Genomic DNA, 25,879 nt, shown 5'->3' on the forward strand with positions numbered 1-25,879 from the left:
TTGTGTAATTTTTTTTATACGTTTTTAAATACCATTTCAATATAGTCTTTAATCTCTTTTTGAGTATTTACTCTAGCAGCAGCAGCTAAACCGTGCTTTGCCAACAATAAATAATTAGCTTGTTTCAATACGGTATCTTTATCCTTTTTAGAATCCATTGCTAACTTTGCAATGAATAAGGCTTTTAGATTAGTCATAAAAGCAGCCATTTGTTCTTTTATTATTAAATCTTCACTTTCAGAAAACGCGTTATATGTATTGGTTACGAAGCAACCTTTTTGGTTGTTTTCTTTGTATTCAGGATTAACTGAATCATTAAAAAATTGTTTAATAGCTTCCACTCCATTTTCTGCATTTTTAAATTTTTCAAGTGAAGCACTTGCTTTAATCTTGTAGTATTTTAGGCTTTCAAGAAAAAGTCCTTGTTTATTTCCAAAACTAGCATATATAGAAAATTTGTTAATACCCATTTCTTTTTCGAGCATTTGCATAGAGGTTGTTTCGTAGCCATTTCTCCAAAAAAGGTTCATTGCTTTTTCAACTACTTCATCTTCGTTATATTCTTTTTTTCTTGCCATTGTTTCTATAATACAACACAAAACTAAACAATCGGTTAGAAATAAATATGTATTTTATCATTTATTTTATAATTTCAATATGCAAAGTTGAATAAGAGAAGGGAAGCTGTTGTCTAAGTTAATATTCGTTAAGGCACATAGTTTAGTATATGAAGCGTAGCATTCCTTAGGGTGCTATGATTTCAAACACCGTATGAGTACCCAGTATGGGCGTCTTTTACTTATAGCAAAGTAAGTTAAACTTAAGGGTGTAAGTCCCTTATGCGCTGGGGTAACGCCTAGAAGCATTAGTAAGTGGCAAGGGCGGTAACTGTGAAGTAGCTCTGAAGGAAGAGAGACTACAAAAGTCGGTACAGACCCTTCGACTTCGCTCAGGATAGACCAAGCAGAAACGGCATACAGAGGCCTATTTATTCGGGTAAGCAACCAAACCATTGCAACGCACAAAGATTACCAAAAGGGTAGTGTAGTGGTGTGAGCGGCGTACTAGTAATAGACTGATTGTTAGTCGTATATTCGATTGTGTGTGTTGTTTATGCCCTTCCTGATCTTCCACAACAATTACAAGCTTGTCCAGAAGAAGCAAGTCTATGTCTTTTTTTACTTAATTCAATAAGTCCTTCATTAATCTCTTTATTCCAAGCGCTTGACTCGCCTTTATCTAGCATTTTTTTGAAGTCTTCAATTGCCTGAATAGCATCTTTTACTTTTTGGTATACTTTGTAATCGTCCATTTTATAATTTAGTTTGTGTTATTGTTGATAAATCTGTAGTTTTCATCCCTTCATAAGCCTTCGACAAGTCTTTTTATGACCTGGGACTAATTTGTTTATTCCGTTCAAAGTATCGTATAAATCTTTGTATGAAATCCAATATGTCTGATATAAAATGCTTTTTTCTATTACATCGTGATTCCATAGAGAAGCGGTTAAAGAAAGGGCGTTAACCGCTTTTACCACATCAGGACCGATTAAATTATTTTCATCAATATCATTTATGCCTTGCCACGCCACATGTAGGTGAATTACTCCTTAACGACGAAATATTTTTTATTGGTGTTATTTGCTTTTCCAGATAAATAGACAGCAATACCACTTACTATCAATGCCAATGAAGCGATAACTAATGATAGAATTTCAAATTTGTTCATTTATCTTTTTTTATTTGACTGTGATAAAACTGAACCAGCTAATGATTTGGTTTCGGAATTATACTTTTTACTTTGTAAAACAGAAGAGGTAAATTCTTCCATTTTTGCACTAGTTTGATTTTTGCTTTTGGTTTGAGAAAGCTCCGAACCAGCTAATTTTTTAGCAGTTGCAGAACTTTTATTATCGGTTAAAATTTTAGATGCAAGACTTGCAATTTTCTTGATGATTTTTTCTTGTTCATTACATTATTGATTAGAATTTATATAAACAAAAGCATTTAAAATTCAGTGTAGTAGAAGTAAATACTATTATTAGTTTTCAACAATATTGTAAACACCAATTTTGGAAATATTACACACAACAATATATCATAGTGTCAACTCACTACGAAACGATGTTGAATATGTGGAAATGGTAAAAGGTGAATTTTATAAAGGAAATAGTTATTAACAGAAAAATAAGTCACCCAATTTGTTACCTTTAAAAAAGAAACCCTGTAAATCATTGATTTACAGGGTTTGAAGTGGAGTCGGAGAGAGCACTATAATCAAAAGTATCACTGTATGTTTGTGTAGTGTTTTCGCTAATCTTATTAATAAACTCAAATATACATAGTATTTTAAGAGATTTGTGGTTTTTGTTTAGTTTTGTTTAATTTGATGTATTTTGTATTTAGCCGTACAAATACCGTACAAATAAATTATATTTGTAGTGTATTGTAATTTAATTAATATGGCATCGGTTAACTTTTTATATCGCTCAACTAAAGACAAAGCAAATCTTAATATAAGATTATTATATCGTGATAATGATAAGCCGTCTATTGTAATAGATAAAAAAACAAAAGAGCCCAAAGAATATCCTTATACTGATTATATTATTGGTGCAAAGACTCAATTAGAGGTTACAAAATACTACTGGACTAAACAGCACAAAAAAAAGTCTAAAGACATTGAGGTAACAAACCAACAAACAGAAATCAATACAGAACTTAATAAAATTGAAAACCATATTTTAAAAGCGTTCAATTCTGTAAGTCCTGATACAATAAATAAAGAGTGGCTTCAAACTCAAATTGATTATTACTACAATCCAAAAACAGAAACTAGCATACCAACTAATCTAATTGATTACATTGATTTTTATATTGAGTATCGTAAAAACGAAATAAAAGAAACCTCAAAGCGAAAGTATAATGTTATCAAAAGTAAGTTACAACGTTTTGAAGCATATCGTAAAAAGCAAATCTTAATTAAAGATATTAACGATAGCTTTAAGAATGAGTTTGTCAATTATCAAAAAAAGCAAATGTACTCTCAAAACACAATACAAAGAGAGTTAGTATTTATTAAGACCTTTTGTAAACACGCTCGTTTTTTAGGACTTGAAACAAACCCTCAATTAGACAGTTTAAGAGTCGATAGGCAGAAAGTAGATAAAATATACTTAACATTTGAAGACCTCAACAAAATTGAAAATATAAGCAAAGACAAATTAACAGATAGTTTAGATAATGCAAAAGACTGGTTAATTATTTCAGCGTACACAGGGCAAAGAATTTCAGATTTTATGCGTTTTAGTGATGAACAAATAAGAGTTGAAAACGGTAAACATCTTATTGAATTTACTCAAAAGAAAACTGGTAAAAATATGACCGTTCCGCTTCATAGTAAAGTTATTGAAATACTAAACAAAAGAAACGGCAAATTCCCTTATAAGATTTCAGACCAAAAATATAATGACTTTATAAAAATAGTTTGCCAACTCGCAGAACTTAATGAGCTAATAAAAGGCAGTAAGTTAATAGAAACCGAACCCGAGAGCGGAATATTCAGAAAGAAAACAGGAATTTACAAAAAATGGCAGTTAGTAACGTCGCATATCGGGAGACGTAGTTTTGCAACTAACTTTTATGGTACAATTCCCACTACTTATTTAATATACGTTACAGGACATAGTACCGAAGCAATGTTTTTAAATTACATAGGTAAAAGCAATAAAGATTTAGCACTTGAAATGACTAAATACTTTTAAGCAAAAATAAATAGTTATATTTTAATGTACATTTAGTGCATTTTCTACATAAATAAATATAAAATGAGTTTAAATTCAATTAGTCAACGTTCTGCAGATTGTCATTTTTTTCAAATATTCGTTGAGGTTAATGTATTAGATACTTTTAGTGATATGTTAGCTAAAGATGAGATTAATAAAATGGATAAAAACAAAACTGTTTGGGCAAAAACAAATGATAGTATAATAACACCAACAAACTGGAATGAAAAAAAAGATGTTTTCTATCAACAGCGAATGGAAACTTATAATAAAAGTTTTGCATCTACTGAAAAAATAGATTTAGAACTAGAAGCACTCGAAAAATTAACTATTAATAAAAATGAATACAAAATTTTAAAGAATAGATATAAAGATTATCTTTTAAATGAATTACAGCAACCTCAACAATTTGAAAATGCTAATGTTGATGAGATAAAAGAGAATAAATACATAGAAGTTTTTAAAAATGATATTGGATATTCTATTTTTTTAGCTATACATTATATCTATAAAAAAAAGACTAATAAACAAGCTTATTATAGTTTTCTATACTATGCTTTAGACAAAGATTATTTGGTTTGTAATGGAGCAAAATTCATAGAATTTCTATCTGTGCTAGACATTCATATTGATAAAATAGATAGTCGTCAAAGCGGAACTAATAAAAAAACAGATTTATTCAACTCTATTCAAGATAAATATCAAAATAAGCACAAATAAAGAACGGTTTAAGCACAATATTGTGTTTATAAACACCTGTTAATCAAACCATATTTGCGATATAAATATTAAATATCGTAAAGATGACAGATTCAATTTTATTACAAAATGTAACTCCTGAAAGGTTAAGCGAGTTAATCAAAGACGGCGTAAAAAGTCAACTAGAAGACTTTAAAAAAGAAATTAATACTCACAATCCTGATGAGTTATTAACTAGAGCAGAAACTTGTAAATTCCTTCAAATCGACAGTTCGACGTTATGGGCGTGGACTAACAAAGGCAAAGTTAAAGCGTATGGCATAGCAAACCGCAGATACTACAAAAAAGCGGAATTAATTGAGAGTTTAAAACCACTTAAAAAATAAAAGGCTATGAATACACAAAGTAAACAAAGCCTTAATTCTTTTGGTAGAGAACAAGGTAAAAATAAGCAATTTACAGCACAATTAAAAAAGGTTTATAATGCTTTAATGCAAAAACCTATGACAATGAAAGAAGTCGATATTTATACAGGTGTAATGCGTGAAAATATTTGTAGATATATTGATACACTTATTGAGCAAAATAAAATTGCAATTATTAAAAAACGCAAATGCTCAATTACAGGTTATCCTTATGTAAATGAATATACGGCAAACCCGAGCTTATTCCCGAAGTCTAATCAATTAAAAATGTTTTAGGCTATGAGAGATAAAGAAAATTTAAAAAAGCTTATCAAAAACGATATTTCAAAGCTTTCAGACGGTTTACAACCAATAGAAAAAACAACTGATGACATATTGCAGGAACTATCAAACAGCATCGGGCAAATAGATTTTAATATTTTGGCGTTTCCTGATATTGAAGATGTAAAAAAGCAACTTGAGGACTTGAAGCCTTTTGTCTATAATGCAGATGGCAGTTTTAATAAAGACAATAAAACAGAACTAAAGCAATACAATAAACTCAATAAAAAGTTGAGTGGTTATAAGCTTAGTAAAAATCATTATTTAGTATTATGTATAGAGCAACTTTTAAAAATTGCAAAGTCTAATAATTGGGGCTTATGTAAAAAGAACGGTTTTATTTATTTGTATAATGGCAGTTATTGGAATGAAGTAAACAAAGAGAGTTTTCAATCCTTTTTAGGTAACGTGGCTTTGAAAATGGGCGTTGAAAAATTCAAAGCTAAAATACATACGTTCAAAGATGAGTTATTTAAACAATTTATGGCAGACTCTTATTTGCCAACGCCAAAAGCTAACAAACGGAACGTATTAATTAATCTACAAAACGGAACGTTTGAAATAACACCAACAAAGAGAGAACTAAGAGCGTTTAATAGAAATGATTTTTTAACGCACCAATTACCATTTGAATACAATCCTGATGCAAACGCACCTCTATTTAAAAAGTATTTAGATGAGGTTTTGCCCGACGTAGAAAAACAAAAAGTATTTGCAGAATATTGCGGTTATGTTTTTATAAAGCCAAGTGTATTAAAACTTGAAAAAATGCTTATTCTGTATGGTACTGGTGCAAATGGTAAAAGTGTATTTTTTGAAATACTCAACTCGCTTTTAGGAACTGAAAATTTTAGCAGTTATTCATTACAGGACTTAACAAATGATAACGGATATTACAGGGCGAAAATTGGTAATAAGCTTGTTAATTATGCAAGTGAAATAAACGGCAAACTAGAAACGGATATATTTAAACAAATGGCATCGGGCGAACCTTTAAGCGTGCGTTTACCATACGGCGAACCGTTTATAATAAATGATTATGCAAAGCTTATTTTTAACTGTAATGAGTTGCCAAAAGATGTTGAGCATACTAACGCTTTTTTTAGACGGTTTTTAATCATTGGTTTTGATGTTACAATTCCTGAAGCTAAACAAGATAAGGAACTAGCAAACAAAATAATTAACAACGAATTATCGGGCGTTTTTAACTGGATATTGCAAGGGCTTGACCGTATATTAAAGCAAAAGAATTTTAGTAAATGTAAAGCCGTTGAAAATGCTCGTAATGATTACGAAAAGCAAAGCGACAGCGTTAAAATGTTTATTGAAGATTTTGAGTATAAAAGCTCAACGGAATACACTACAATAACCGATCTGTACGAACAATATAAAAGGTTTTGTATTGAAGACGGTTTCAGACCTGTAAATAAGTCAAATTTTATGAAACGTTTAGGTCACTTTAAAATACTTGTAGAGCGTAAAAGTATTGGTAATGTGGCTTATGTGAAGTCAGATAAAATTTTCTCTAGTGGAGCGTTTTAAATATTCCTTAGATAAAAGCAGTAAAAAGTATGTTTGCCCTGACTGTAATAAAAAGACGTTTGTTTATTACGTCGATACAGAAACGGGCAACTACTTAGCTGATAATTATGGTAGATGTGACCGAGAGAATAATTGCGGTTATCATAAAGCACCCTCAAAGGGTAAAAAAGCGTATTTAATACCGTTTCTGTCATTAGTCAGTATAAGTGTTAAGGCTTTTAAATTAACTGATTTAAACGGCGTTATTTCAGTTATTCCAAAGTCACAGATATTAGAGCAGAATACAAAGAATTGTTTTATTACAGAATGGTATTTAAAGACCTCAACAATTAATTACTTTTCAAATGAGATTAAGTATTTTAATATTGATAATGTTAGTTTAATTAATGAAGCTAAAACGATACTAAAATGCGAACCAAAGAAACCCAGTTTTCATAAATTAGAGTTGTTAAATGATATGTTTTTTGGCAATCCTGTAAGTGATAATTTAACCGAGTTTTTAAAAACTATTTTTACAAAAGATGAGGTTGCAAATGCAGTATTGAATTATTATTTAAGTGGTGCAAATTTCTTTTGGAATAATGCAACCGTATTTTGGCAAATTGATAATAAAGAGCAATTAAGAGGTGCAAAAATTATGCTTTATAATAGTGCCACAGGAAGCCGAGTAAAAAAGCCTTACAGTCATATTAATTGGTTGCATAAAGCTATTAAAGAGCCTGATTTTATTCTAAACCAATGCTTATTTGGGTTACATCTAATCAATGAAGACTACCAAAAAGATATTGCAATAGTTGAGAGTGAAAAAACAGCAATTGTAATGAGTATTATTTTGCCTGATTTTATTTGGTTAGCCACTGGCAGTAAATGTAATTTTAAATTTGACTTACTGAAACCTCTTAAAAATAGAAATTGTTTTGCGTTCCCTGATAAGGGCGAATATGACAACTGGAATAATAAAGCTATTGAGTTAAATAAATTAGGGTTTAAAATAGCAGTTAGCAATATTATTGAGCAAACAGATTTTGAAGCTGGTTTTGATTTAGCGGATTATTATTTAATAATGACAAACACTTTAAACTAAAATTATGAAATTTGCTTCTAGCGGAGTATTTTTTCTAACAGTTAGATTGTATTAGAATTAAATATTAATTTATATTAATGTTTGTAATATCTAAATATCAAATGTTGGTTTCTTTTGATTATTCAAGTTTTTTTCAAATTTATTTATAGTTATCTAGTGCGACCATTTAAGTAAATAGATAAGTGATGAGTGGGAATTTTGTAACTATTGATAAATGTTTTTTTTTCTAATGTAGCGAAAGTAAGTAATAGCGAATTTTTTAAATTATGATTTGTTATATTTGATTATAAATAAATACAATATGAAAAATACAATAATACTCATTGCAATGATTTTATCTTTTAATTTGTCGGCTCAAATAAAAGAGTATGTTGGTTCAGAAGAAATATCAAATGTCAAACAAGCCACTGTTTTTATTGCTGGTTTAAATAAGTCTTCAGACGGAAGTTATTTTGTTAATTATTTAAATTTAAAATACAGACATATTACTGATATTAAAACTTTTGTGATAGGAGATAGAGAAACTGTAATACAGTTTAAAAATACGATGTTAGATATGCTTAAAAACGACACCAAAGAAAAAAATATTGAATTAGAAGGTAAGGTGTTTGAGTTTAAGAAAAAAGGTAAAAATATTTACACTACTATTTTTGAGAACGGTAATTCTTCTGTTATGAGGTATGTAAATGAAAAATTTATAAATAAAATATTTCCTGAAAACTTATAATATTGATTGAATAATCATTGCTATTTTTTAATAGACTAAAAGTTTTGTTTTAAAACCTCAACTAATTTTAATGATTGGTTGAGGTTTTTTGTTTATGGCAGTAGTGAAAACTGTTGAAGTTTTATCTTTTATTGATTTCTTTTGATTAAATGAGGTGTGAAATTGTCTATGTATTAAATGTACGAAATGAAGCTTTAAAAAAAACTTATTTTATTTGATTAAAAAGCAGTTTAAACCGATGTAAAATCATTGGCAATACAAAAATCGTACAAATAATAAAATAAATAAACCCTAACTACTTAATAATAAGTAAGTTAGGGTTTTTAATAGTGGAGTCGGAGAGAATCGAACTCTCGTCCAAACAAGTCACCAAAGAGTTTTCTACACGTTTATTCTTTTCTTGAATTTTCGTTCGCAAGCTGGTTAAAGAAAACCCACTTACAACTTATCTTCTTTAGTTTCAATTAGGCGACAAAGCGGCACCTAATCTATCTTGACATTTACGATGTCTCAAATGGAACGCCGTCAATCAAGGCTTTCCGGAGACATAAAGCTCGTACACCTAGTGTACCGAGGCTTAATCCTACTATAATTCGGATTAGGCAGCTAAAGCGTAGTTATTCTCGCCGTTTAAAAAGTTGACTTAGCCTTTTACGTGTTTCAAAATCATTACACGACGTGCTTACCGTTTAATTAATCTCGCTGTCAAAACCAGTCGACCCCAATTAAAGATACTTTTTTTAGTGCGTTACTCTATTTCGCTTTAGCTTCATAGTGTCGGGCTTTCCGCTATATCTTTTGCCAAAAAAAAGCAAAAGGATGTCGCTGCAATCCCTAACGCGCCAACCAAGAAACCTGATAACAAATTTCAAGGACTACAAAGCTAATACAATTTAAAGAGTTAACAACAAAACCCTGTCCTTTTATGAAAATATTATAATAAATAAAACGATAGTGTTTTAAAACCATACAACGTAGACGTAAAATAGTAATAAAAGTATCACCGCTACTATAATATTTGGCGCACAGGCTACGCTCAAGGCAATGCAAAACCGTATGCTATTACCACTACGATAAAATAAATAAAAGGTGTCACCACCACGCTACATAGCGAAAACGACACCCCAACGGTGTTTATGCAACCCGTAATGGTGCGCAGGACTTAAAAAGTAATTATACAATTGTGTGGGTTTCTAATGCAAATTGTTGTTAACAATTTAATTTAACAGTATTTTAGCAAGGCCTTAAAACCAGGCGTAACTTTAAAACCAAGAACTGTCTATGAAGTTTGCTATTATTAAAGAGCGCAAAAATCCCCCAGATCGTCGGGTAGTGTTCTCCCCTCAAGCATTAAAAATAGTGCAACAAAATTATCCTGAAGCCGAAGTGGTTATCGAAGCTTCAGATATTAGAGTGTTTCCAGATGCCGACTATAAAAAAATGGGCTTTACAATCTCGAACGATATTAGTGACGCCGATATTCTATTTGGCGTTAAAGAAGTACCTATCGCGGCTTTAATTCCCAATAAAAAATACTTTTTTTTTAGTCACACCATAAAAAAGCAACCCTATAACCGAGAGCTTTTAAAGGCTATTTTGGAAAAGAATATAGAATTATACGATCATGAAACCATTGTAAGACAAACGGGATCGCGACTTATTGGTTTTGGGCGTTACGCTGGGCTCGTTGGTGCCTATAATGGGTTTAGAGCTTTAGGACTTAGAGATAAACTATTTACATTACCAAAAGTAGAAACATTAAAAGATCTTACTGCTGTAAAAGCCGAATTGGATAAAATTGTTATTCCTAACATAAAAATAGTACTTACCGGAACAGGTAAAGTCGCTAAAGGCGCACGGGAGATATTAGACCACCTAAATATTAGGCAAGTTGGTGACGCGCTGTATTTAACATCGCCGTTTTCAGAGCCTGTCTATTGTTTAGCCGATGTTATGGAATACAATAAACGTACGGATGGTAAAGTAGGCGATAAGTACGAATTTTATAAAGATCCTGCCGGTTACGAAAGTAATTTTATGCCGTACGCTGAAGAAACCGATATGTTTATAGCAGGTCATTTTTATGGGGACGGTGCTCCGTTTTTATTCACCCGAGAAGATGCCAGAAATCCTGAGTTTCGTATTAATTTAGTGGCCGATATTTCTTGTGATATCGATGGGCCTGTGGCGTGTACTTTGCGACCCTCTACTATTGCTAATCCGTTTTATGGTTACGATCCTAAAAACGAAAAAGAAGTCCCTTTCGGTACTAAAAATACAATCACCGTAATGGCAGTCGATAATTTGCCGTGCGAATTACCAAAAGATGCCAGTGAGGGTTTTGGCGAAGCTTTTTTAGAACACGTTATTCCCGCGTTCTTTAATGACGATGAACGCGGTATTTTAAAACGAGCGCGTATAACTACCAACGATGGGAAATTAACGCGACGTTTTGCGTATCTGCAAGATTATGTAGACGGTAAAGAGTAAGTTTTTTAAACTATAAAATATAAAACCACGTGGTAGTCACGTGGTTTTTTGTGTTTAGACGTATTTTCTATGGTATTGCTAAATATTCTGACTAAGTAAATAGAGCTATTGGACACGTTATTCCATTTACAGGAGAGAATTTTATATAGAGCAACTCTTTTTTGAACGCGTCAGGCTTGTGCGCTGGGGCGTAGTTTTGGGCAACGTATACAATAATACTTAGTAACGAATTTTTAATCGCATTAGGCCTCGGTTTTGGTTATTATACTTTCGGACTAAACGATCCACGGGTACAGAGAGGCTAACTATAGAAAAAAGAGTAATGACGGTGTTAGCGCAATAGTTAATGGTCGCAAAAAAACACAACCATACACACGAATGCTACTCGCGTTTACCCCTAACTATTGGCAGTTTACTCCGCTTTTTTAAATGTAACAGTTGCGCCCTCTGGGTTGGATAATTCCAAATGAGAATCGGTAACCTTATACTGTGTCGAGGCTTGTAATTTTTTACGGTACAGCTTTTCTTTATTATCGGGGCAAGCCATTAGCGTGCTCATCCCGTGTTTAAAACGAAGAAGGTCATTTTCCGAGAAAATAGTACCGCCCAAACCATTGCACCCGCTAAAGCCAGAATATGTTTTGTTTACGGTGTCTATAATTAAGAAGGGAAGCTTCTCGTTAAAATCGGAAACAGAAACAGCAACGTTGCCTATAGATTCCAAAATCCAAGTGGCGTTCAATCGGTAGTCCATAACATACTTACCAAAACCTTCGAATGATTTTGAAGTCTTGTCTTTTTTATTAGTGAACTCTACCGTTGTTTTATAGTTTGGTTTAGACTGCTGGTCTTCGGTTTCTTGTTTAGCAATTGTTACTACCACATCACCTAAAGCAGTAGGGCCTTGGTAGCGTTTTATATTAGCATCTGCTGCACGAATAATTCCTGGCGTTTTAATTTTAAAATTCTCGAAAGTACTGTCTTCCGATGAGAATGAAATAAACTGATTCGAAATATCTAGCGTCCATATAGAGTCTGACCCAAAACCAATAAAGTAAGTAGATATAGGTTTTGTAAGATCACTATCGCTTGTTTTATCATTGCTAACTTCCGATTGCGTCGTGTTTTCGGAAGGCGCAGCTGTATCGCTTTTACAATTAAAAAGAACTACGAATAGGGTACACGTAAGAACCGAAACTAGAGATTTGTTCATAAAGGGCTATGGGGAATTATAATGTATTTATTGTTTTTCTAATGGCTACTAGGTTAGATAATAAGTGTTCCAAATTATCTAAGTGTAACATATTAGCACCATCACTTTTTGCGTTAGCAGGATCGAAATGTGTTTCTATAAAAAGGCCGTCGACATTATTAACGATTCCGGCACGGGCAATAGTTTCTATCATATCTGGTCGGCCACCAGTAACACCTGCACTTTGGTTAGGCTGTTGTAGCGAGTGGGTAACGTCTAGAATGGTTGGTGCATACTCGCGCATCGTAGGGATGCCTCTAAAGTCGACAATCATATCTTGGTAGCCAAACATAGTGCCACGGTCGGTAATCCATACCTTCTCGTTACCTGCGTCTTTTACTTTTTGTACAGCGTGTTTCATTGCTTCCGGACTCATAAACTGTCCTTTTTTAAGATTCACCACTTTGCCTGTTTTTGCAGCCGCAACAACTAAATCTGTTTGTCGCACTAAAAACGCAGGAATTTGTAATACGTCTACATATTGTGCAGCTAGGGTAGCATCGCTAATTTCGTGAATATCGGTAACGGTAGGGATATCGAACTTTTCTGAAACTTTTTTAAGAATTTCTAGTGCCTTCTCGTCGCCAATACCCGTAAAACTATCAATACGGCTACGGTTTGCTTTTTTAAAGCTGCCTTTAAAGATGTAAGGGATTTCTAATTTGTTGGTAATAGTTACTACTTTTTCAGCAATGCGATAGGCCATTTCTTCGCTTTCTATGGCGCAAGGACCGCATAATAAAAAGAAGTTATTACTAGTGGTATGTTTTATTTTTGGAATCTCTTGAAGTGTCATAAGCTTTTTTTATAATAATACAAAGATACTATTTGTAATGGTACTGAAAACTTTTTTTTAGGACGGAAAACGGCTCGTTTTTAGCGGCGCATTAGCGATAGTAGCGGCATCCTTTTTAATGCTTTAAAGTATTAAGCATTAAAAAGATATAGCGAATAGCGCGGTCCTTTTTTTTGATAAAAAAAGAGGGAATGCTATAAATAAAAAAAATGTATTATTTATTCATTTTTTATAATTAACTTTGCAGCCTTAAAAAAAAGCATCAAGTATATGGCTAAGATTATAAACATCGCAATTATTGCACACGTAGATCACGGGAAAACAACGTTGGTAGACAAGATTATGTACCACTGTCAACTGTTTCGTGAGAACGAAAATAAAGGAGATTTAATTCTTGATAATAACGATATCGAGCGAGAGCGTGGTATTACGATTACGTCTAAAAACGTGTCTGTTATCTATAAGGATACTAAGATTAATATTATCGATACTCCTGGTCACGCCGATTTTGGTGGTGAAGTTGAACGTGTTTTAAATATGGCCGATGGTGTTGTTTTATTAGTAGATGCTTTTGAAGGGCCAATGCCACAAACGCGTTTTGTACTACAAAAAGCAATTGATTTAGGGTTAAAACCTTGTGTCGTTATTAATAAAGTAGATAAGGAAAACTGTACTCCAGATGAGGTACACGAAAAAGTGTTTGACTTAATGTTCGAATTAGGAGCAGAAGAGTGGCAGTTAGATTTCCCTGCAGTTTATGGTTCAGCTAAAAATAACTGGATGAGTGACGACTGGAGAAATGAAACGACTAACGTTGAACCATTATTAGATATGGTTGTAGAGCACGTACCGGTTCCAAAATTTGAAGAGGGTACAACGCAAATGTTAATTACTTCTCTAGATTTCTCTTCGTTTACAGGTCGTATAGCGATTGGTAGATTACAACGTGGAAAATTAGAAGAAGGACAACAAATTTCGTTAGTAAAACGTGATGGGTCTATTGCGAAAACTAGAGTTAAAGAACTTTTTATCTTTGAAGGGTTAGGTCGTATAAGAGTAGACAGTGTGCAAACAGGAGATATTTGTGCGGTTGTAGGTATTGAAGGTTTTGAGATTGGTGATACTATTGCTGATATAGAAAATCCTGAGGGATTAAAATCGATTGCGATCGATGAGCCTACAATGAGTATGTTATTTACTATTAACGATTCGCCTTTCTTTGGAAAAGACGGAAAGTTTGTTACGTCTCGACATATTAAAGAGCGTTTAGAAAGAGAATTAGAAAAAAACTTAGCACTAAGACTTGGTGAAACAGGTAGTGCCGATAAATTTATGGTGTATGGCCGTGGGGTATTACACTTATCGGTATTAATCGAAACGATGCGCCGTGAAGGGTACGAATTACAAATTGGGCAACCACAAGTAATTATAAAAGAAATTGATGGTGTTAAATGTGAACCTATCGAGGAATTAACTATTGACCTTCCTGAAACTGTTTCGGGTAGAGCGGTAGAGTTTGTAACTATGCGTCGCGGTGAAATGTTAAGTATGGTAGCAAAAGGAGATAGAATGATTTGCGAATTCTTAATTCCATCTCGTGGTATTATTGGTTTACGTAATCAATTATTAACGGCAACTGCGGGTGAGGCTATTATGGCACACCGTTATAAAGAATACCAACCGATAAAAGGAAGTATTCCAGGACGTGTTTCAGGATCTTTAGTATCTATGGAAAACGGAACGGCGATTCCTTATTCTATCGATAAATTACAAGACAGAGGTAAATTCTTTGTAGAGCCAGGAGAAAATATTTACGAAGGTCAGGTTATTGGTGAGAACTCTCGTCAAGATGATATGGCTGTAAATATTACAAAAGCTAAAAAACAGAGTAACGTACGTTCTTCGGGAGCAGATGATAAAGCGAAAATTGTACCAGCAATTAAATTCTCTTTAGAAGAAGCTTTAGAATACATTCAAAAAGATGAGTATGTTGAAGTAACACCAAACCACTTACGTATTCGTAAAATTTGGTTAAAAGAAGCAGATCGTAAACGTAACAAGATTGTTTAATTTACAGGCGCTTTAAACTATATAAAAGAGGAACTCTACTACAGAGTTCCTCTTTTTTTATACCTGTAAATTTCAATTCCATTTTGAATTAAGTTTTTCGCTATATTAACTTAAATTAAAATGCGATGGAGTTATTTGGTATTACAGGTACAGAGTATGTTGGTTATTTGGCCTCTATTATGGTTTTAGTATCGTTTATACTGAAAGATGTGGTAAAACTACGACGCGTTAATATGGTGGGCTGTTTCCTGTTTGTAGTGTATGGTTTTTTAATACCGTCGTTGCGCGTGGGTTTGCCAGTAATTATTGCTAATGGCGCTATATTTTTAGTTAATTTATACTATGCTGTTTTAAAACGACCTTAGTTTTAGACCAGAAGTACGACAGCCTTTTAGTAAACTGCGTGCGAAGTAATTTTTAGGCGCGTGTTCTAAGTGTTCTTTTTTAAGAAAGTCTGCTAAGATTTTCTATATTTACAAAAAACACTTATATGTACAGTCTTTATTTCGATCCAGGATTAGGAGCTATGATTCTTCAAGCTGCAATAGCGGCCGTAGCTGGAATTATATTGTTTTCTAAAAGCGTGATGTATAAAATTAAATTGCTTTTAGGGCTATCAAAAAAAGAGGACGATTTGTTTGACGATATTAATGTCGACGATTCTGAGACCGAAAACAAACCAGGTAGTGACCAGTAAAGCTATTCATTCGTCTTCGTTTAGAGATCCTTCGGGTTACGTGTTTACCGACAATGGCGTTATTAAGCGCGTTATTAATCCTGTTTATTTCGACCAATATAAGCAACTGAAGTCTTCGGGGTTTTTTAAAACCCTTTTTAAAAACGAACTTTTAGTAATGCATAAAGAGTTGTCGGCTTCAGACGATGAGATTATTATTCAGCCGGAAAATATTCCGTTTATTACTTATCCTTATGAGTGGTGTTTTAATCAATATAAAGAAGCGGCATTATTAACGTTGAAGCTTCAGAAGTTTTGCTTAGAACATCAGTTTTCTTTAAAGGATGCCTCGGCTTTCAATATTACGTTTCACAACGGAAAGGCGATTTTTATCGATACGTTATCCTTCGATTTTTATCAAGAAAACACCCCGTGGCGTGCCTATAAACAGTTTATAACTCATTTTCTAGGGCCTTTGGTATTAGCTCATTTTCACGGTTCGGAAATGTTAAAATTGTCAAACAATTTTCTCGATGGTATTCCTGTAAAAACAATCGCATCGTTATTGCCATTTAAGACTAAACTCAACCCGTTTTTATATTCAAACATTCACTTGTTAGCAAAGTTTGAAGATAAGCATAATGAAGATTATAAGGGTGAGGCGAAAGCTGCAGAGTTGTCTAAAAAAGGACAACTAAATATTATTGAAAGCCTATATAACTACATTAAAAAACTGGAGCTTAAAGAACCCTCAGAGTGGGGAGAATATTATAATAAAACCAATTATACAGATGATGCTTTTGTTTTAAAATCGACGATTATAAACCAATGGGTAGCATCACTTAATACTAAAACATTAATAGATGTTGGGGGCAACGACGGTACTTTTGTAAGACGTATTGCCGCAACTTTGCAACACGCTTTGGTATGTGATATAGATAATAATGCTGTAGATTTTAATTATAAGCAAATAAAGAAAAACAAAGAAACTTACATTACTCCCTTTGTTTTAGACGTTTTAAATCCCTCTGCGGCTATCGGTTTTAATAATCAAGAAAGGCAGTCGTTTATAGAGCGTATTGCTGCTTTTAAACCCGATGTAACATTGGCATTGGCAGTAATTCACCATATGTCTTTATCGGGGAATGTTCCTTTTAAAAATTCGGCAGCTTTTTTTGCTTCGTTTTCAAAACATCTCATTATCGAGTTTCCGGAGCGCGACGATTCTTGGGTACAACGACTATTAAAATCTAAAGGCGAGTTTGAGTCTTATTTTGATTTTTATAATCTAGATAATTTTATAGCGAGTTATAGTTCATACTATACTATTGTAGAACAAAAAAATATTGAAGGTTCTAAGCGAACGTTATTCTTATTAAAACGTAAAGATGAATACAATTAGAGTACTATTTTATGCCTTTATCGACAGTGAAAAACAATACCCTCTTTTAGCGGCATTTGCTTCAGGATTATATCCGCTTTTGTACTATTATAATGCAAACTTCACCCTTATCAACTCATGGAGTCAGTTTGCTTTTTTTATAAGTCTGTTTTTAATACTTCCAATGGTGGTGTTTTATGTGGCTTACGTTGTTATTAATAAAATCAACGGGTTAAAAAAGTACGGCAGTCATCTCTTAGCTATATTAAACTTCTCTTGGCTAGGCTTTTTAATTCTGTTAAGTACCGAAGGCTTGAAGTTAAAACTATTGGCTGTCATTTTAGTGATCGCCTTTATTCTGGGTTTTATTTTGCATAACCATTTAAAGAAGGCCGTGGTACTACAGTTGCTATTAGCAGCTTTTGTAGCTGTTAAGCTTATTCCTGATGCCCACAGACACCTTACATATACCGATGATTGGGCGAAACAACCAGATGCTATCGAAGAGGCTGTGTTTAAAAAGAAACCAAATATATATGTTATACAACCTGATGGCTATGCTAATTTTTCGGAATTAAGAAAAGCACCTTATAATTTTAATAATAATGAGTTTGAACAATTCTTAAGTACCAGTGGGTTTAAATTATATGAGGGCTTTAGAAGTAACTATTATTCGACATTAAGTTCTAATAGTTCTATGTTTTCAATGAAGCATCATTACTATAACACTCCAAAAAAAGGAGCCAACGAAGTCTACAATTCTAGGAAAACCATTGTTGGGAGTAATCCCGTGTTAACGGTCTTAAAAAACAATGGTTATAAGACTTTTTTAATGTTACATAAATCTTATTTATTAGTTAATAGAGCGAAATTAGGATACGACTATTGTAATATCGGTCATAGTGAATTATCTTTTATGGCGAGAGGGTTTGGTGTGGTTAAAGATGTTGAAAGTGAATTGCCTTCAGTAATAAAAAATAATGCGACGACTACTAATTTCTTTTTTATAGAACAGATGTCGCCAAGTCATATTTCTACTTATAAATCTGATTCTAAAGGCAAAGATGAAGAGCGCGAAGGCTATTTAAAATCCTTGGAAAAAGCAAATGTTTGGTTGAAAAGTATTGTGCGTACTATTGAAGATAACGATAAAAATGCTATTGTAATAATAGCCGCGGATCACGGCGGGTTTGTTGGATTGGACTATACATTCCAGTCAAAAACAAAACAAGAAGATAGCTCCTTAGTGACATCAGTTTTTACAACACTGTTTGCCGTTAAGTGGCCAGACAATAAAGCGCCAGATTATGACGATAGATTAAAAACAAATGTTAATATATTTAGAGTATTGTTTTCGTATTTAAGTGAAGATGAGTCTTATTTAAATGCGCTACAGGAGGATAAAAGCTATCTTGTTATTGAGAAAGGATCGCCCTTTGGTGTTTATGAAAGTATAGACGAAAATGGAACCGTTGTTTTTAAAAAGCTTTCCAAATAAAATAGCGCACTTTTTATAATTAAATGAGTACTTTCAGTTTTTAAAAATCTAATTTCTAAACGCTATTTTTTCAGTACAACCATACCACCCCGTCCACAAGCAACTTTGGAATACTTTTATTTCGGAAGCCAAGAACGCCACATTTTTATTTCATCGCGATTTTATGGAGTATCATAGTGATCGCTTTAAAGAGGCTTCGCTATTGGTATTTAAAAATGAAAAACTAGTCGCTATTTTTCCTGCGAATAAAGTCGGTAATACGGTGATATCGCATCAAGGATTAACGTATGGCGGATTGCTATTTGATAAGAAGCTAAAATTTAATAACGTGTTAGCTATTTTTAGAGCCGTATTAAAACAATTATCAGATGCCAAAATCACCACTTTAGGCTTAAAATTATTACCCCATATTTATGCGAGTTCACCCAACGATGAGCTCAACTACCTTATGTTTATTCTGCAAGCAAAATTAGAGCGTCGCGATGTGCTATCGGTACTACAACTTTCAGAAGCGGTTAAGCGGTCTAAAGATAGGAAAGAAGGCTGTAAACGCGGACTTAAAATGGGATTGGTAGTAAAAGAAGAACAGCAACTAGGCGGCTTCTGGAAAGACCTTTTAGAAGTGAATTTAAAAGATAAGTACGCTACAAAACCGGTGCATAGTCTCGAGGAAATTCAACAACTTAAGTCCGATTTTCCTGAAGCTATTCGTCAGTTTAATGTGTATTATAAAGACGAATTAGTCGCAGGGACTACCATTTTTGAAACCGAGCACGTGGCCCATTCACAATACATCTCAGGAAATCAAGATAATAATAAATTAGGAAGTTTAGACTTTTTACATTGCCACTTAATCGATACGGTTTTTAAAGACAAAAGGTATTTCGATTTTGGTATTTCTAATGAGAATTCCGGTAAAAATATAAATACAGGACTGCTTTATTGGAAAGAAGGCTTTGGTGCGCGTGCTATTTCTCAAGATTTTTATAGTATACAAACCAGTAAATACACACTTTTAGATTCCGTTTTATTATGATTAAATTTTTAGACTTACACAAAATAAATGCGCGATTCCATACGCTATTTCAAGAACAATTTACACAGTTTTTAAATTCTGGTTATTACGTTTTAGGGGAAGGCGTCTCGCAATTTGAAACCGATTTTGCTGCCTATTGTGGGTCTAAGCACGCTATAGGTGTTAGTAATGGTCTCGATGCGTTATTACTTATTTTTAAAGGTTATTTAGAACTCGGTATTTTACAAAAAGGGGATGAAGTCTTGGTGCCGGCCAATACGTACATCGCCTCAATTATTGCTATTATTAATTCGGGATTAAACCCTGTGTTTGTAGAGCCAAATAGCGCAACTTTTAATATAGAATCCTTGACCATCGAGGCGCATATAACACCAAAAACTAAAGCCATTTTAGCGGTGCATTTATATGGGCAACTTTGTAATATGAAAGCCATACAATATTTGTGTAAAACACATAATTTACTTTTAATAGAAGATGCGGCACAAGCGCACGGAGCAGAAGATGATGAAGGTATTCGTGCGGGTAATTTTGGCGCGGCAGCAGCTTTTAGCTTCTATCCTAGTAAAAACCTAGGAGCGTTAGGAGACGCTGGTGCTGTAACCACAAAAAACGAAGAACTAGCAACCGTTATTAAACAATTACGTAATTACGGTACTTCTTCTAAGTATGTAAATGAGCGACTAGGTACTAATAACCGGTTAGACGATATACAAGCCCGGTTTCTAAAAGTAAAATTAAATATTTTAGACGACGATAATGATAAAAGGCGTGCTGTTGCCAAACGGTATTTACAGCGTATTGCCAATGAAAAAGTGACGCTGCCCTACTATAGCGGCACTAAAAACCACGTGTTTCACTTGTTTGTCGTTCTGGTGCAAAATCGCGAAGCATTTATAAACTATTTAAAAGAAAATGGCGTGGAAACAGCTGTCCATTATCCTATTCCTCCACACCACCAAAAGGCGTTAAAAGCTTACAAAGAATTGTCTTTGCCTATCACCGAAAAGATACATCAAAATTGTGTTAGTTTACCAATAAGTCCGGTGTTGCAAATCAGTGAAGTCGATAAAATAATAGACCTCGTAAATGACTTTTAATTGAAAAACATACTTCAATATTTAAACACGAATGTTTTAATTAAGATCGCATCGCTTAATTCTATTACTGTAGTTATTAAAATTATAGCAGGATTTTTAACCTCAAAAGTTATCGCTATCTTTTTGGGGGCTGAAGGTTTAGCGTTAGTTGGAAATTTAAGAAATTTTGTAACCGCAGCTCAAAGCTTTTCTATTTTGGGGCTTTATAATGGTGTTATAAAATATGTCGCACAGTTTAAAAATAATGCTGTAGCGTTAACTAAGACGTTATCTACTGTTTATTATTTGGGATTTATTTCTACATTTTTAGTGTCTTTTCTCTGTTATTTTAATGCGGATTTATTAAGTAGTCATATTTTTCAAGACTTTTACGATTTTGCATATATCATAAAAATATTTGCTATTGCACTTCCGTTTTACGCACTAAATAGGCTTGTTTTTGCTATTTTAAATGGACTTTCTAAGTTTAAACATCTCATCTTTCTTAACGGTTTAGGTCAGGTGCTCGGTGCTACGATTACCATTTTATTAATACGGCAACGGCAATTGGAAGGTGCCTTAATTGCAGTAGTGACAACAGAGGCTTTGCTTCTTTTAATTACGCTTATCGCCCTTTTTAAACAAAAGGGGTATCTCTCTAATTTTAAGCTACGCCGATTTAGCTTACAAGTTGTAAAACAATTAAGTTCTTATTCCGGGATGGCTTTGTTCTCAGCGCTTTTAATTCCTTTTGTAGCGCTTAGTATTCGTACGTATATTATAGATACTGTGAGTTTGGAAGACGCCGGTATGTGGGAAGCTATTACGCGTATTTCTAAATATTATTTAATGTTTATTGGTTCGCTATTAACACTTTATGTGTTACCACGTTTTTCTGAAGTGACCACAGATAAGGGATTCCGAAAAGAAGTTTTTCATTTCTATAAAACCATAATGCCTATTTTCGGGTTAGGACTTATTATTATTTATTTCTTACGACATTTTATTGTTCAGATTTTATTTACAAAGGAATTTATACCCGTAGAAGATTTATTTTTATGGCAATTATTGGGTGATTTTGTTAAAGTATTAGCACTTGTTATCTCCTATCAGTTTATAGCTAAAAAAATGTTTTGGCACTATATATTAACCGAAGCCTTTTCACTTGGAGTATTGTATTTTTCTAGTTTATATTTTATAGACCATTATGGCGTAAAAGGAGCAACAATAGCACATTTTGTAACTTATGTTCTGTATTATAGTATCGTGTTACTTATTTTTGGCACCTCATTATTTGGTAATAGTCAGGAGCAAGTAGCGGACGTATAGAAGGCTCTTTAATACATAAGAGGCCTTTGTAATTTAGTATTTATAAGTGAAATAAGAGGTCAACTTTCGCTATGCGATACCCATTGGTTTACATATTGTTCTGCAACCGAAACGTAATGATGTTCTTTTTCGACAAAAGCTCTAGCGTTTTTAGAAATTTCTACAATCTTTTCCGGATTTAAAATAAGCCATTCTAATTTTGAGGCAATGTTTTGCGCATCAGGAAGTGCGTTAATTGCCACAGTGTCCTCTTCTAAATCATAAAGTTCTAACCATTCTTTTTCTGCCCCTGTAAAAACGACTTTTCCTTTTGCCATCGCTTCTAAAGCATTAAAACCTTGGTCGTAGGCGTAGACTTGATCTAAAAGAATATGAGCGTCATTAAACGTGTTAATGTATTCGTGATACGGTAAACTTCTTACCGTAACGATTTTAACAGTATTGCCATATTTTTCTTGTATTATTTTCAAAGCGTCTTCAAAAATATCATTTCCTTTTTTATAATAATTATTATCATTAATACCGTGGAAAATTACAATCTTACCTGAGACATCTAAGGGTATAAATTTAAGTCTATCCGTATTTATGGGATTAGGTATTAATCCTAAATACTTATCGTGATTATTTAAAGGGATATCGTAATCTAAGTCTGATGCTATAACGCCTTTAATGTTGCCATAAATAAATCGATGCAGTGCGTAATAAGGAGGGGTAATGTACATTAAAGCGTGCCAAAACGCTTTTTTAGTTCCTTTTTTCTCAAAATAAGGCGTTAAAATTGAATATCTAAATTTCTTTTCATCCGCATATTTTACACTCACATAATCGGTACCACACGATAATAAAAAGACGTTTTTATTATGATCGAAAATAAACTGTAATAGTTTAGTCTCTGTTTTAGGATGCGCTTTTATAGGACTTTCATTAATAAGTTGAACAACATCGTAATCGGTAAACTCTTTTTTAAAAGTATTAAATTGGCGTTCAATATCTCGCGACGTAATATCGGTTTTTGTAAGCTTATAAATAATACGTTTTATATAAAATAAGAGCCCCGAATTATAACGCATATTAAATTTTACATCCACTTTAATTTTCTTAAAACCATCGCCGTTTCCAACCACCAGCGCGGTATGACCTAGAGCTTCTAGACCTTCTTTTAAAGTATAATGTAAAGCGTTATATTCTCCAATTAATAAGATTTTCATTCACTATATTTGTTGAAAGATCAATAAAAATAAATGAATTGTAGTAATAAAAAAAAGATTTGTATCATTGTTTCTTCCTTAGGAAAAGGCGGCGCCCAAAAGGCATCGGCTAACTTATCAAAAATGCTTTTCAATCTAGGTTACAACGTTCATATTGTTAGTGTTTTAAATCATATAGACTATTCATATCAAGGCACTTTATTAAATTTAGGCGCGTTAAAAAATAAAGATAATTCTTTAATTGGTCGTTTTAAACGGCTGATGCTTTTTAAAGACTATTTAAGAGATCAAAAATTCGATGTTATAATAGATGGTCGGTCAAGGCCAAGTGGTTTAAAAGAATTAATTATTTCTAATTTTATCTATAATAAATCAAAAGTTATATACATTGTAGGAAGTTATAATTTAACGACCTATTTCCCGAAATCCAAAGTGATCTCTAAAATATTATATGGCAAGGCTTTTAAAATAGTCGCGGTCTCTAAAGAAATTAAAGAAAAAATTGAAGATGCTTTCCATTTTAAAAATGTGGGGCAGATATACAATGCGCTTCCTGAAAGAGACAGTTCGAGCCCTACTAGTATCCCTGCGTCTTATATTTTAGCCTATGGAAGATTGGTAGATGGCGTTAAAAATTACACGTTGCTTATAAACGCCTATAAAGTCTCGAGTTTAGCAAGTAAAAATGTTAAGCTTTTAATTTTGGGCTCAGGGCAAGATGAGAAATATTTGAAGGATTTAGTTCTACAATTAAACTTAAAAGAATATATTACATTTATTCCTTTTGTTAGCGATACTTTATATTATGTTGAGAATGCAAAAATGGTGTGCTTAACGAGTCGATATGAAGGATTTCCTATGGTGTTATTAGAGTCTTTAGCAGCCGGAACTCCAGTGGTATCGGTAAATTGTAAATCGGGTCCCAAAGAAATTGTAAGCGATGAGTACAACGGTCTCTTAGTCGAGAATAACAACGTTTCCGCTTTTGCAGCAGCATTAAATAGGATGGTTGAAGACGAAGCGCTGTATCGCTTATGTAAAGCAAATACAAAGAAAAGTGTTGAAAAATTTTCAATTGAAAACATCTCCAAACAATGGAATGCTTTAATTGAAAGTGTTTAAAAAAATTGAACTTATTTATGAAAAATAATACTATTCATTCGGTGTCTATCATTGAGATTCCTAAAATAATAGACGAAAACAGAAGAGGTAATTTATCGGTTATTGAGAAGAATATATTGCCTTATAAAATAGAGCGTGTGTATTATTTATACGATGTTCCAAGCGATGCTCATCGGGGCGGTCATTCGCATAAGGCGTGCAACGAATTTTTAATTCCTATTAGTGGTAGTTTCGATGTGGTCTTAAAAGATGGTGAATCTAAAAGAACCGTGACCTTAAATAAACCCAATAAGGGGCTGTTAATCGTGCCTGGTATTTGGCGCGAATTAGAGAATTTCTCTTCGGGAGCGATTTGCTTGGTTCTTGCTTCTAACGAATACGAAGAAACCGATTATATTAGAGATTACGATATGTTTTTAGAGCACAAAATTAGATAGTTTTTCTGGCTTTAAAACACATATAACTAATACGGTACACTTGTAAAATAGTGATATTTGGGTTGTTCCCTATAAGTTGTTTTTTCATAGAAGCTCCAAACAGTTTATAAAACCAACGGCCAACACCAATTAGGTTATTTGCTTCTATTTTTATAAAAAGTTTTAATAAATCGTTGTCGTGCGTTACTATATTACCTGCATTTTTTAGTTTTAAAAGGGTTAAAGCGGCGTGTTCATTTTTATTTAAATACTGCGTGCTTTCCTCAATTCCCAAATGGTACACTTCATTATCTAAATGCAGTACTTTACAGTTGTTTTCTTTTAAAAGTGCGCCAAAAAAATTATCATAGCCGTAACCTTTTTTCTGGTTCATAGCTGTATTAATTTTAGTAAACACTTCTTTTTTAATTAGGCAGTTTGCAGAAATTATAATTTTAAACGGCGTTTTGTTTCTTATTATAGCAGGTACTTGCTCTTTCGTTTTGCCATATTTCCAACGTAGCATTAAAGAGGTTTCGGGTGGGGTGTTGTAATAATAAAATCCACCAAAAACAGCATCGTAATCTTTAGGAAGGCACTCCAAATAATTAACTATAAAAGTGGAGTTCTTTGGAAGCACATCGGCATCTAAAAATAGTAACCAATCGAATTTTGCTTTTTGAGCTAAAACCTGTCGGGCTTTAACACGGCCCTTATTTTCTTTAAAGCGTAAAATAGAAGTGTAATCTAAAGGCGATATCTCCACGTTAGGCTGCGTACTGCCGTCTTCCAATACTATAATTTCAAAAGGGACATTAGTAAGCTCGAGTTGTTTATGTATGCTATTAACAAGCTCGGTAATCTTGTAGTTATATGTAGGGATTAATATTGAAATCATAAGTTATTACAAGTGTTAAAAGTACTGTTTTTAAGTGTGGTTTTAAATT

25 protein-coding genes and 1 other RNA gene are annotated in these 25,879 nt (G+C 33.1%); 18 read left to right on the top strand and 8 right to left on the bottom strand.

Going from position 1 to position 25,879, the window contains the following annotated elements:
• Positions 1-14 precede the first annotated feature (14 nt).
• The 3 genes from ES676_RS07450 to ES676_RS15175 all read right to left on the bottom strand — a co-directional run bounded on the left by ES676_RS07450 (position 15) and on the right by ES676_RS15175 (position 1,728).
• Entirely contained in the window at positions 15-578 is a 564-nt protein-coding gene (locus ES676_RS07450; RefSeq protein ID WP_148369694.1) for a TetR/AcrR family transcriptional regulator, read from the bottom strand.
• A 533-nt stretch (positions 579-1,111) separates the two neighbouring features.
• Positions 1,112-1,312 carry a hypothetical protein gene (locus ES676_RS07455; protein WP_148369695.1) on the bottom strand — a complete coding sequence of 67 codons (201 nt, stop codon included), beginning with the start codon at positions 1,310-1,312 and terminating at the stop codon, positions 1,112-1,114.
• Positions 1,313-1,602: 290 nt separating this feature from the next.
• Entirely contained in the window at positions 1,603-1,728 is a 126-nt protein-coding gene (locus ES676_RS15175) for a hypothetical protein (RefSeq protein ID WP_262712303.1), read from the bottom strand.
• Between the two features lie 733 nt (positions 1,729-2,461).
• Between ES676_RS15175 and ES676_RS07465 the strand changes: the two genes are divergently transcribed.
• The 7 genes from ES676_RS07465 to ES676_RS07495 all read left to right on the top strand — a co-directional run bounded on the left by ES676_RS07465 (position 2,462) and on the right by ES676_RS07495 (position 8,582).
• Positions 2,462-3,763: a tyrosine-type recombinase/integrase gene (locus ES676_RS07465; RefSeq protein ID WP_148369758.1), complete on the top strand. Its 1,302-nt coding sequence runs from the start codon at positions 2,462-2,464 to the stop codon at positions 3,761-3,763.
• A 63-nt stretch (positions 3,764-3,826) separates the two neighbouring features.
• A complete protein-coding gene (locus ES676_RS07470; protein ID WP_148369696.1) occupies positions 3,827-4,504 on the top strand; it encodes a hypothetical protein in 678 nt (225 codons plus the stop codon).
• Between the two features lie 83 nt (positions 4,505-4,587).
• Positions 4,588-4,869 carry a helix-turn-helix transcriptional regulator gene (locus tag ES676_RS07475; protein WP_148369697.1) on the top strand — a complete coding sequence of 94 codons (282 nt, stop codon included), beginning with the start codon at positions 4,588-4,590 and terminating at the stop codon, positions 4,867-4,869.
• Between the two features lie 6 nt (positions 4,870-4,875).
• The gene (locus ES676_RS07480) at positions 4,876-5,184 is read left to right on the top strand and encodes a helix-turn-helix domain-containing protein (RefSeq protein ID WP_148369698.1); all 309 of its coding nucleotides are present in this window, start codon (positions 4,876-4,878) and stop codon (positions 5,182-5,184) included.
• Positions 5,185-5,187: 3 nt separating this feature from the next.
• The gene (locus ES676_RS07485) at positions 5,188-6,771 is read left to right on the top strand and encodes a DNA primase family protein (RefSeq protein ID WP_148369699.1); all 1,584 of its coding nucleotides are present in this window, start codon (positions 5,188-5,190) and stop codon (positions 6,769-6,771) included.
• Positions 6,758-7,855, top strand: coding sequence for a DUF6371 domain-containing protein (locus ES676_RS07490; RefSeq protein ID WP_148369700.1), 1,098 nt, complete (start codon positions 6,758-6,760; stop codon positions 7,853-7,855). The genes ES676_RS07485 and ES676_RS07490 overlap by 14 nt, the downstream gene beginning before the upstream one ends.
• Before the next feature lie 301 nt (positions 7,856-8,156).
• Complete coding sequence (locus tag ES676_RS07495; RefSeq protein ID WP_148369701.1) at positions 8,157-8,582, top strand: hypothetical protein; 426 nt, start codon at positions 8,157-8,159, stop codon at positions 8,580-8,582.
• A 327-nt stretch (positions 8,583-8,909) separates the two neighbouring features.
• On the opposite strand, the gene ssrA is transcribed toward ES676_RS07495, so the two are convergent.
• Positions 8,910-9,305, bottom strand: a transfer-messenger RNA (tmRNA) gene (gene ssrA / locus ES676_RS07500).
• Between the two features lie 558 nt (positions 9,306-9,863).
• On the opposite strand from ssrA, the gene ES676_RS07505 reads away from it, so the two are divergent.
• Entirely contained in the window at positions 9,864-11,072 is a 1,209-nt protein-coding gene (locus ES676_RS07505) for an NAD(P)-dependent oxidoreductase (protein ID WP_148369702.1), read from the top strand.
• 412 nt (positions 11,073-11,484) lie between these two features.
• On the opposite strand, the gene ES676_RS07510 is transcribed toward ES676_RS07505, so the two are convergent.
• Together ES676_RS07510 and kdsA are read right to left on the bottom strand one after the other, a co-directional pair.
• Positions 11,485-12,285, bottom strand: a complete 801-nt coding sequence (locus tag ES676_RS07510) for an META domain-containing protein (RefSeq protein ID WP_148369703.1) — start codon at positions 12,283-12,285, stop codon at positions 11,485-11,487.
• 16 nt (positions 12,286-12,301) lie between these two features.
• A complete protein-coding gene (gene kdsA / locus ES676_RS07515; protein WP_148369704.1) occupies positions 12,302-13,120 on the bottom strand; it encodes a 3-deoxy-8-phosphooctulonate synthase in 819 nt (272 codons plus the stop codon).
• A 270-nt stretch (positions 13,121-13,390) separates the two neighbouring features.
• Between kdsA and typA the strand changes: the two genes are divergently transcribed.
• The 8 genes from typA (at position 13,391) to ES676_RS07555 (ending at position 22,186) form a co-directional block, all read left to right on the top strand.
• The gene (typA, locus tag ES676_RS07520) at positions 13,391-15,190 is read left to right on the top strand and encodes a translational GTPase TypA (protein WP_148369705.1); all 1,800 of its coding nucleotides are present in this window, start codon (positions 13,391-13,393) and stop codon (positions 15,188-15,190) included.
• A 125-nt stretch (positions 15,191-15,315) separates the two neighbouring features.
• On the top strand, positions 15,316-15,555 hold the full coding sequence (locus ES676_RS07525; RefSeq protein ID WP_148369706.1) for a uroporphyrinogen decarboxylase: 240 nt from the start codon (positions 15,316-15,318) through the stop codon (positions 15,553-15,555).
• A 125-nt stretch (positions 15,556-15,680) separates the two neighbouring features.
• Positions 15,681-15,887, top strand: coding sequence for a hypothetical protein (locus tag ES676_RS07530; RefSeq protein WP_148369707.1), 207 nt, complete (start codon positions 15,681-15,683; stop codon positions 15,885-15,887).
• Positions 15,877-17,268 carry a class I SAM-dependent methyltransferase gene (locus ES676_RS07535; RefSeq protein ID WP_148369708.1) on the top strand — a complete coding sequence of 464 codons (1,392 nt, stop codon included), beginning with the start codon at positions 15,877-15,879 and terminating at the stop codon, positions 17,266-17,268. Before ES676_RS07530 ends, ES676_RS07535 begins: the two co-directional genes overlap by 11 nt.
• Entirely contained in the window at positions 17,255-18,745 is a 1,491-nt protein-coding gene (locus ES676_RS07540; RefSeq protein ID WP_148369709.1) for a sulfatase-like hydrolase/transferase, read from the top strand. Before ES676_RS07535 ends, ES676_RS07540 begins: the two co-directional genes overlap by 14 nt.
• A gap of 163 nt (positions 18,746-18,908) precedes the next feature.
• Positions 18,909-19,781, top strand: a complete 873-nt coding sequence (locus ES676_RS07545) for a GNAT family N-acetyltransferase (RefSeq protein ID WP_148369710.1) — start codon at positions 18,909-18,911, stop codon at positions 19,779-19,781.
• A complete protein-coding gene (locus tag ES676_RS07550) occupies positions 19,778-20,878 on the top strand; it encodes a DegT/DnrJ/EryC1/StrS family aminotransferase (protein WP_148369711.1) in 1,101 nt (366 codons plus the stop codon). The genes ES676_RS07545 and ES676_RS07550 overlap by 4 nt, the downstream gene beginning before the upstream one ends.
• Positions 20,879-22,186, top strand: coding sequence for an O-antigen translocase (locus tag ES676_RS07555; protein WP_148369712.1), 1,308 nt, complete (start codon positions 20,879-20,881; stop codon positions 22,184-22,186).
• Between the two features lie 59 nt (positions 22,187-22,245).
• Here the strand turns inward: ES676_RS07555 and ES676_RS07560 are convergent, their stop codons facing one another.
• Positions 22,246-23,394 carry a glycosyltransferase family protein gene (locus ES676_RS07560; RefSeq protein ID WP_148369713.1) on the bottom strand — a complete coding sequence of 383 codons (1,149 nt, stop codon included), beginning with the start codon at positions 23,392-23,394 and terminating at the stop codon, positions 22,246-22,248.
• 33 nt (positions 23,395-23,427) lie between these two features.
• Here ES676_RS07560 and ES676_RS07565 point away from each other — a divergent pair, with 33 nt between their 5' ends.
• Both ES676_RS07565 and ES676_RS07570 read left to right on the top strand, forming a co-directional pair.
• The gene (locus tag ES676_RS07565; protein ID WP_148369714.1) at positions 23,428-24,516 is read left to right on the top strand and encodes a glycosyltransferase; all 1,089 of its coding nucleotides are present in this window, start codon (positions 23,428-23,430) and stop codon (positions 24,514-24,516) included.
• Positions 24,517-24,533: 17 nt separating this feature from the next.
• On the top strand, positions 24,534-24,953 hold the full coding sequence (locus ES676_RS07570; protein WP_148369715.1) for a sugar 3,4-ketoisomerase: 420 nt from the start codon (positions 24,534-24,536) through the stop codon (positions 24,951-24,953).
• Here ES676_RS07570 and ES676_RS07575 read toward each other — a convergent pair.
• A complete protein-coding gene (locus tag ES676_RS07575; protein ID WP_148369716.1) occupies positions 24,946-25,830 on the bottom strand; it encodes a glycosyltransferase family 2 protein in 885 nt (294 codons plus the stop codon). The genes ES676_RS07570 and ES676_RS07575 overlap by 8 nt on opposite strands.
• Positions 25,831-25,879: the final 49 nt, after the last annotated feature.

The sequence above is a fragment of the Bizionia saleffrena genome, assembly GCF_008086175.1.
GTDB lineage: Bacteria > Bacteroidota > Bacteroidia > Flavobacteriales > Flavobacteriaceae > Bizionia > Bizionia saleffrena.

Excerpts from the sequence above, each read along its gene's own strand:
- ES676_RS07450 (WP_148369694.1), bottom strand. The coding sequence starts at position 578 with ATGGCAAGAAAAAAAGAATATAACGAAGATGAAGTAGTTGAAAAAGCA.
- ES676_RS07455 (WP_148369695.1), bottom strand. The coding sequence starts at position 1,312 with ATGGACGATTACAAAGTATACCAAAAAGTAAAAGATGCTATTCAGGCA.
- ES676_RS15175 (WP_262712303.1), bottom strand. The coding sequence starts at position 1,728 with ATGAACAAATTTGAAATTCTATCATTAGTTATCGCTTCATTGGCATTG.
- ES676_RS07465 (WP_148369758.1), top strand. The coding sequence starts at position 2,462 with ATGGCATCGGTTAACTTTTTATATCGCTCAACTAAAGACAAAGCAAAT.
- ES676_RS07470 (WP_148369696.1), top strand. The coding sequence starts at position 3,827 with ATGAGTTTAAATTCAATTAGTCAACGTTCTGCAGATTGTCATTTTTTT.
- ES676_RS07475 (WP_148369697.1), top strand. The coding sequence starts at position 4,588 with ATGACAGATTCAATTTTATTACAAAATGTAACTCCTGAAAGGTTAAGC.
- ES676_RS07480 (WP_148369698.1), top strand. The coding sequence starts at position 4,876 with ATGAATACACAAAGTAAACAAAGCCTTAATTCTTTTGGTAGAGAACAA.
- ES676_RS07485 (WP_148369699.1), top strand. The coding sequence starts at position 5,188 with ATGAGAGATAAAGAAAATTTAAAAAAGCTTATCAAAAACGATATTTCA.
- ES676_RS07495 (WP_148369701.1), top strand. The coding sequence starts at position 8,157 with ATGAAAAATACAATAATACTCATTGCAATGATTTTATCTTTTAATTTG.
- ES676_RS07505 (WP_148369702.1), top strand. The coding sequence starts at position 9,864 with ATGAAGTTTGCTATTATTAAAGAGCGCAAAAATCCCCCAGATCGTCGG.
- ES676_RS07510 (WP_148369703.1), bottom strand. The coding sequence starts at position 12,285 with ATGAACAAATCTCTAGTTTCGGTTCTTACGTGTACCCTATTCGTAGTT.
- kdsA (WP_148369704.1), bottom strand. The coding sequence starts at position 13,120 with ATGACACTTCAAGAGATTCCAAAAATAAAACATACCACTAGTAATAAC.
- typA (WP_148369705.1), top strand. The coding sequence starts at position 13,391 with ATGGCTAAGATTATAAACATCGCAATTATTGCACACGTAGATCACGGG.
- ES676_RS07525 (WP_148369706.1), top strand. The coding sequence starts at position 15,316 with ATGGAGTTATTTGGTATTACAGGTACAGAGTATGTTGGTTATTTGGCC.
- ES676_RS07530 (WP_148369707.1), top strand. The coding sequence starts at position 15,681 with ATGTACAGTCTTTATTTCGATCCAGGATTAGGAGCTATGATTCTTCAA.
- ES676_RS07540 (WP_148369709.1), top strand. The coding sequence starts at position 17,255 with ATGAATACAATTAGAGTACTATTTTATGCCTTTATCGACAGTGAAAAA.
- ES676_RS07545 (WP_148369710.1), top strand. The coding sequence starts at position 18,909 with ATGGAGTATCATAGTGATCGCTTTAAAGAGGCTTCGCTATTGGTATTT.
- ES676_RS07550 (WP_148369711.1), top strand. The coding sequence starts at position 19,778 with ATGATTAAATTTTTAGACTTACACAAAATAAATGCGCGATTCCATACG.
- ES676_RS07560 (WP_148369713.1), bottom strand. The coding sequence starts at position 23,394 with ATGAAAATCTTATTAATTGGAGAATATAACGCTTTACATTATACTTTA.
- ES676_RS07565 (WP_148369714.1), top strand. The coding sequence starts at position 23,428 with ATGAATTGTAGTAATAAAAAAAAGATTTGTATCATTGTTTCTTCCTTA.
- ES676_RS07570 (WP_148369715.1), top strand. The coding sequence starts at position 24,534 with ATGAAAAATAATACTATTCATTCGGTGTCTATCATTGAGATTCCTAAA.
- ES676_RS07575 (WP_148369716.1), bottom strand. The coding sequence starts at position 25,830 with ATGATTTCAATATTAATCCCTACATATAACTACAAGATTACCGAGCTT.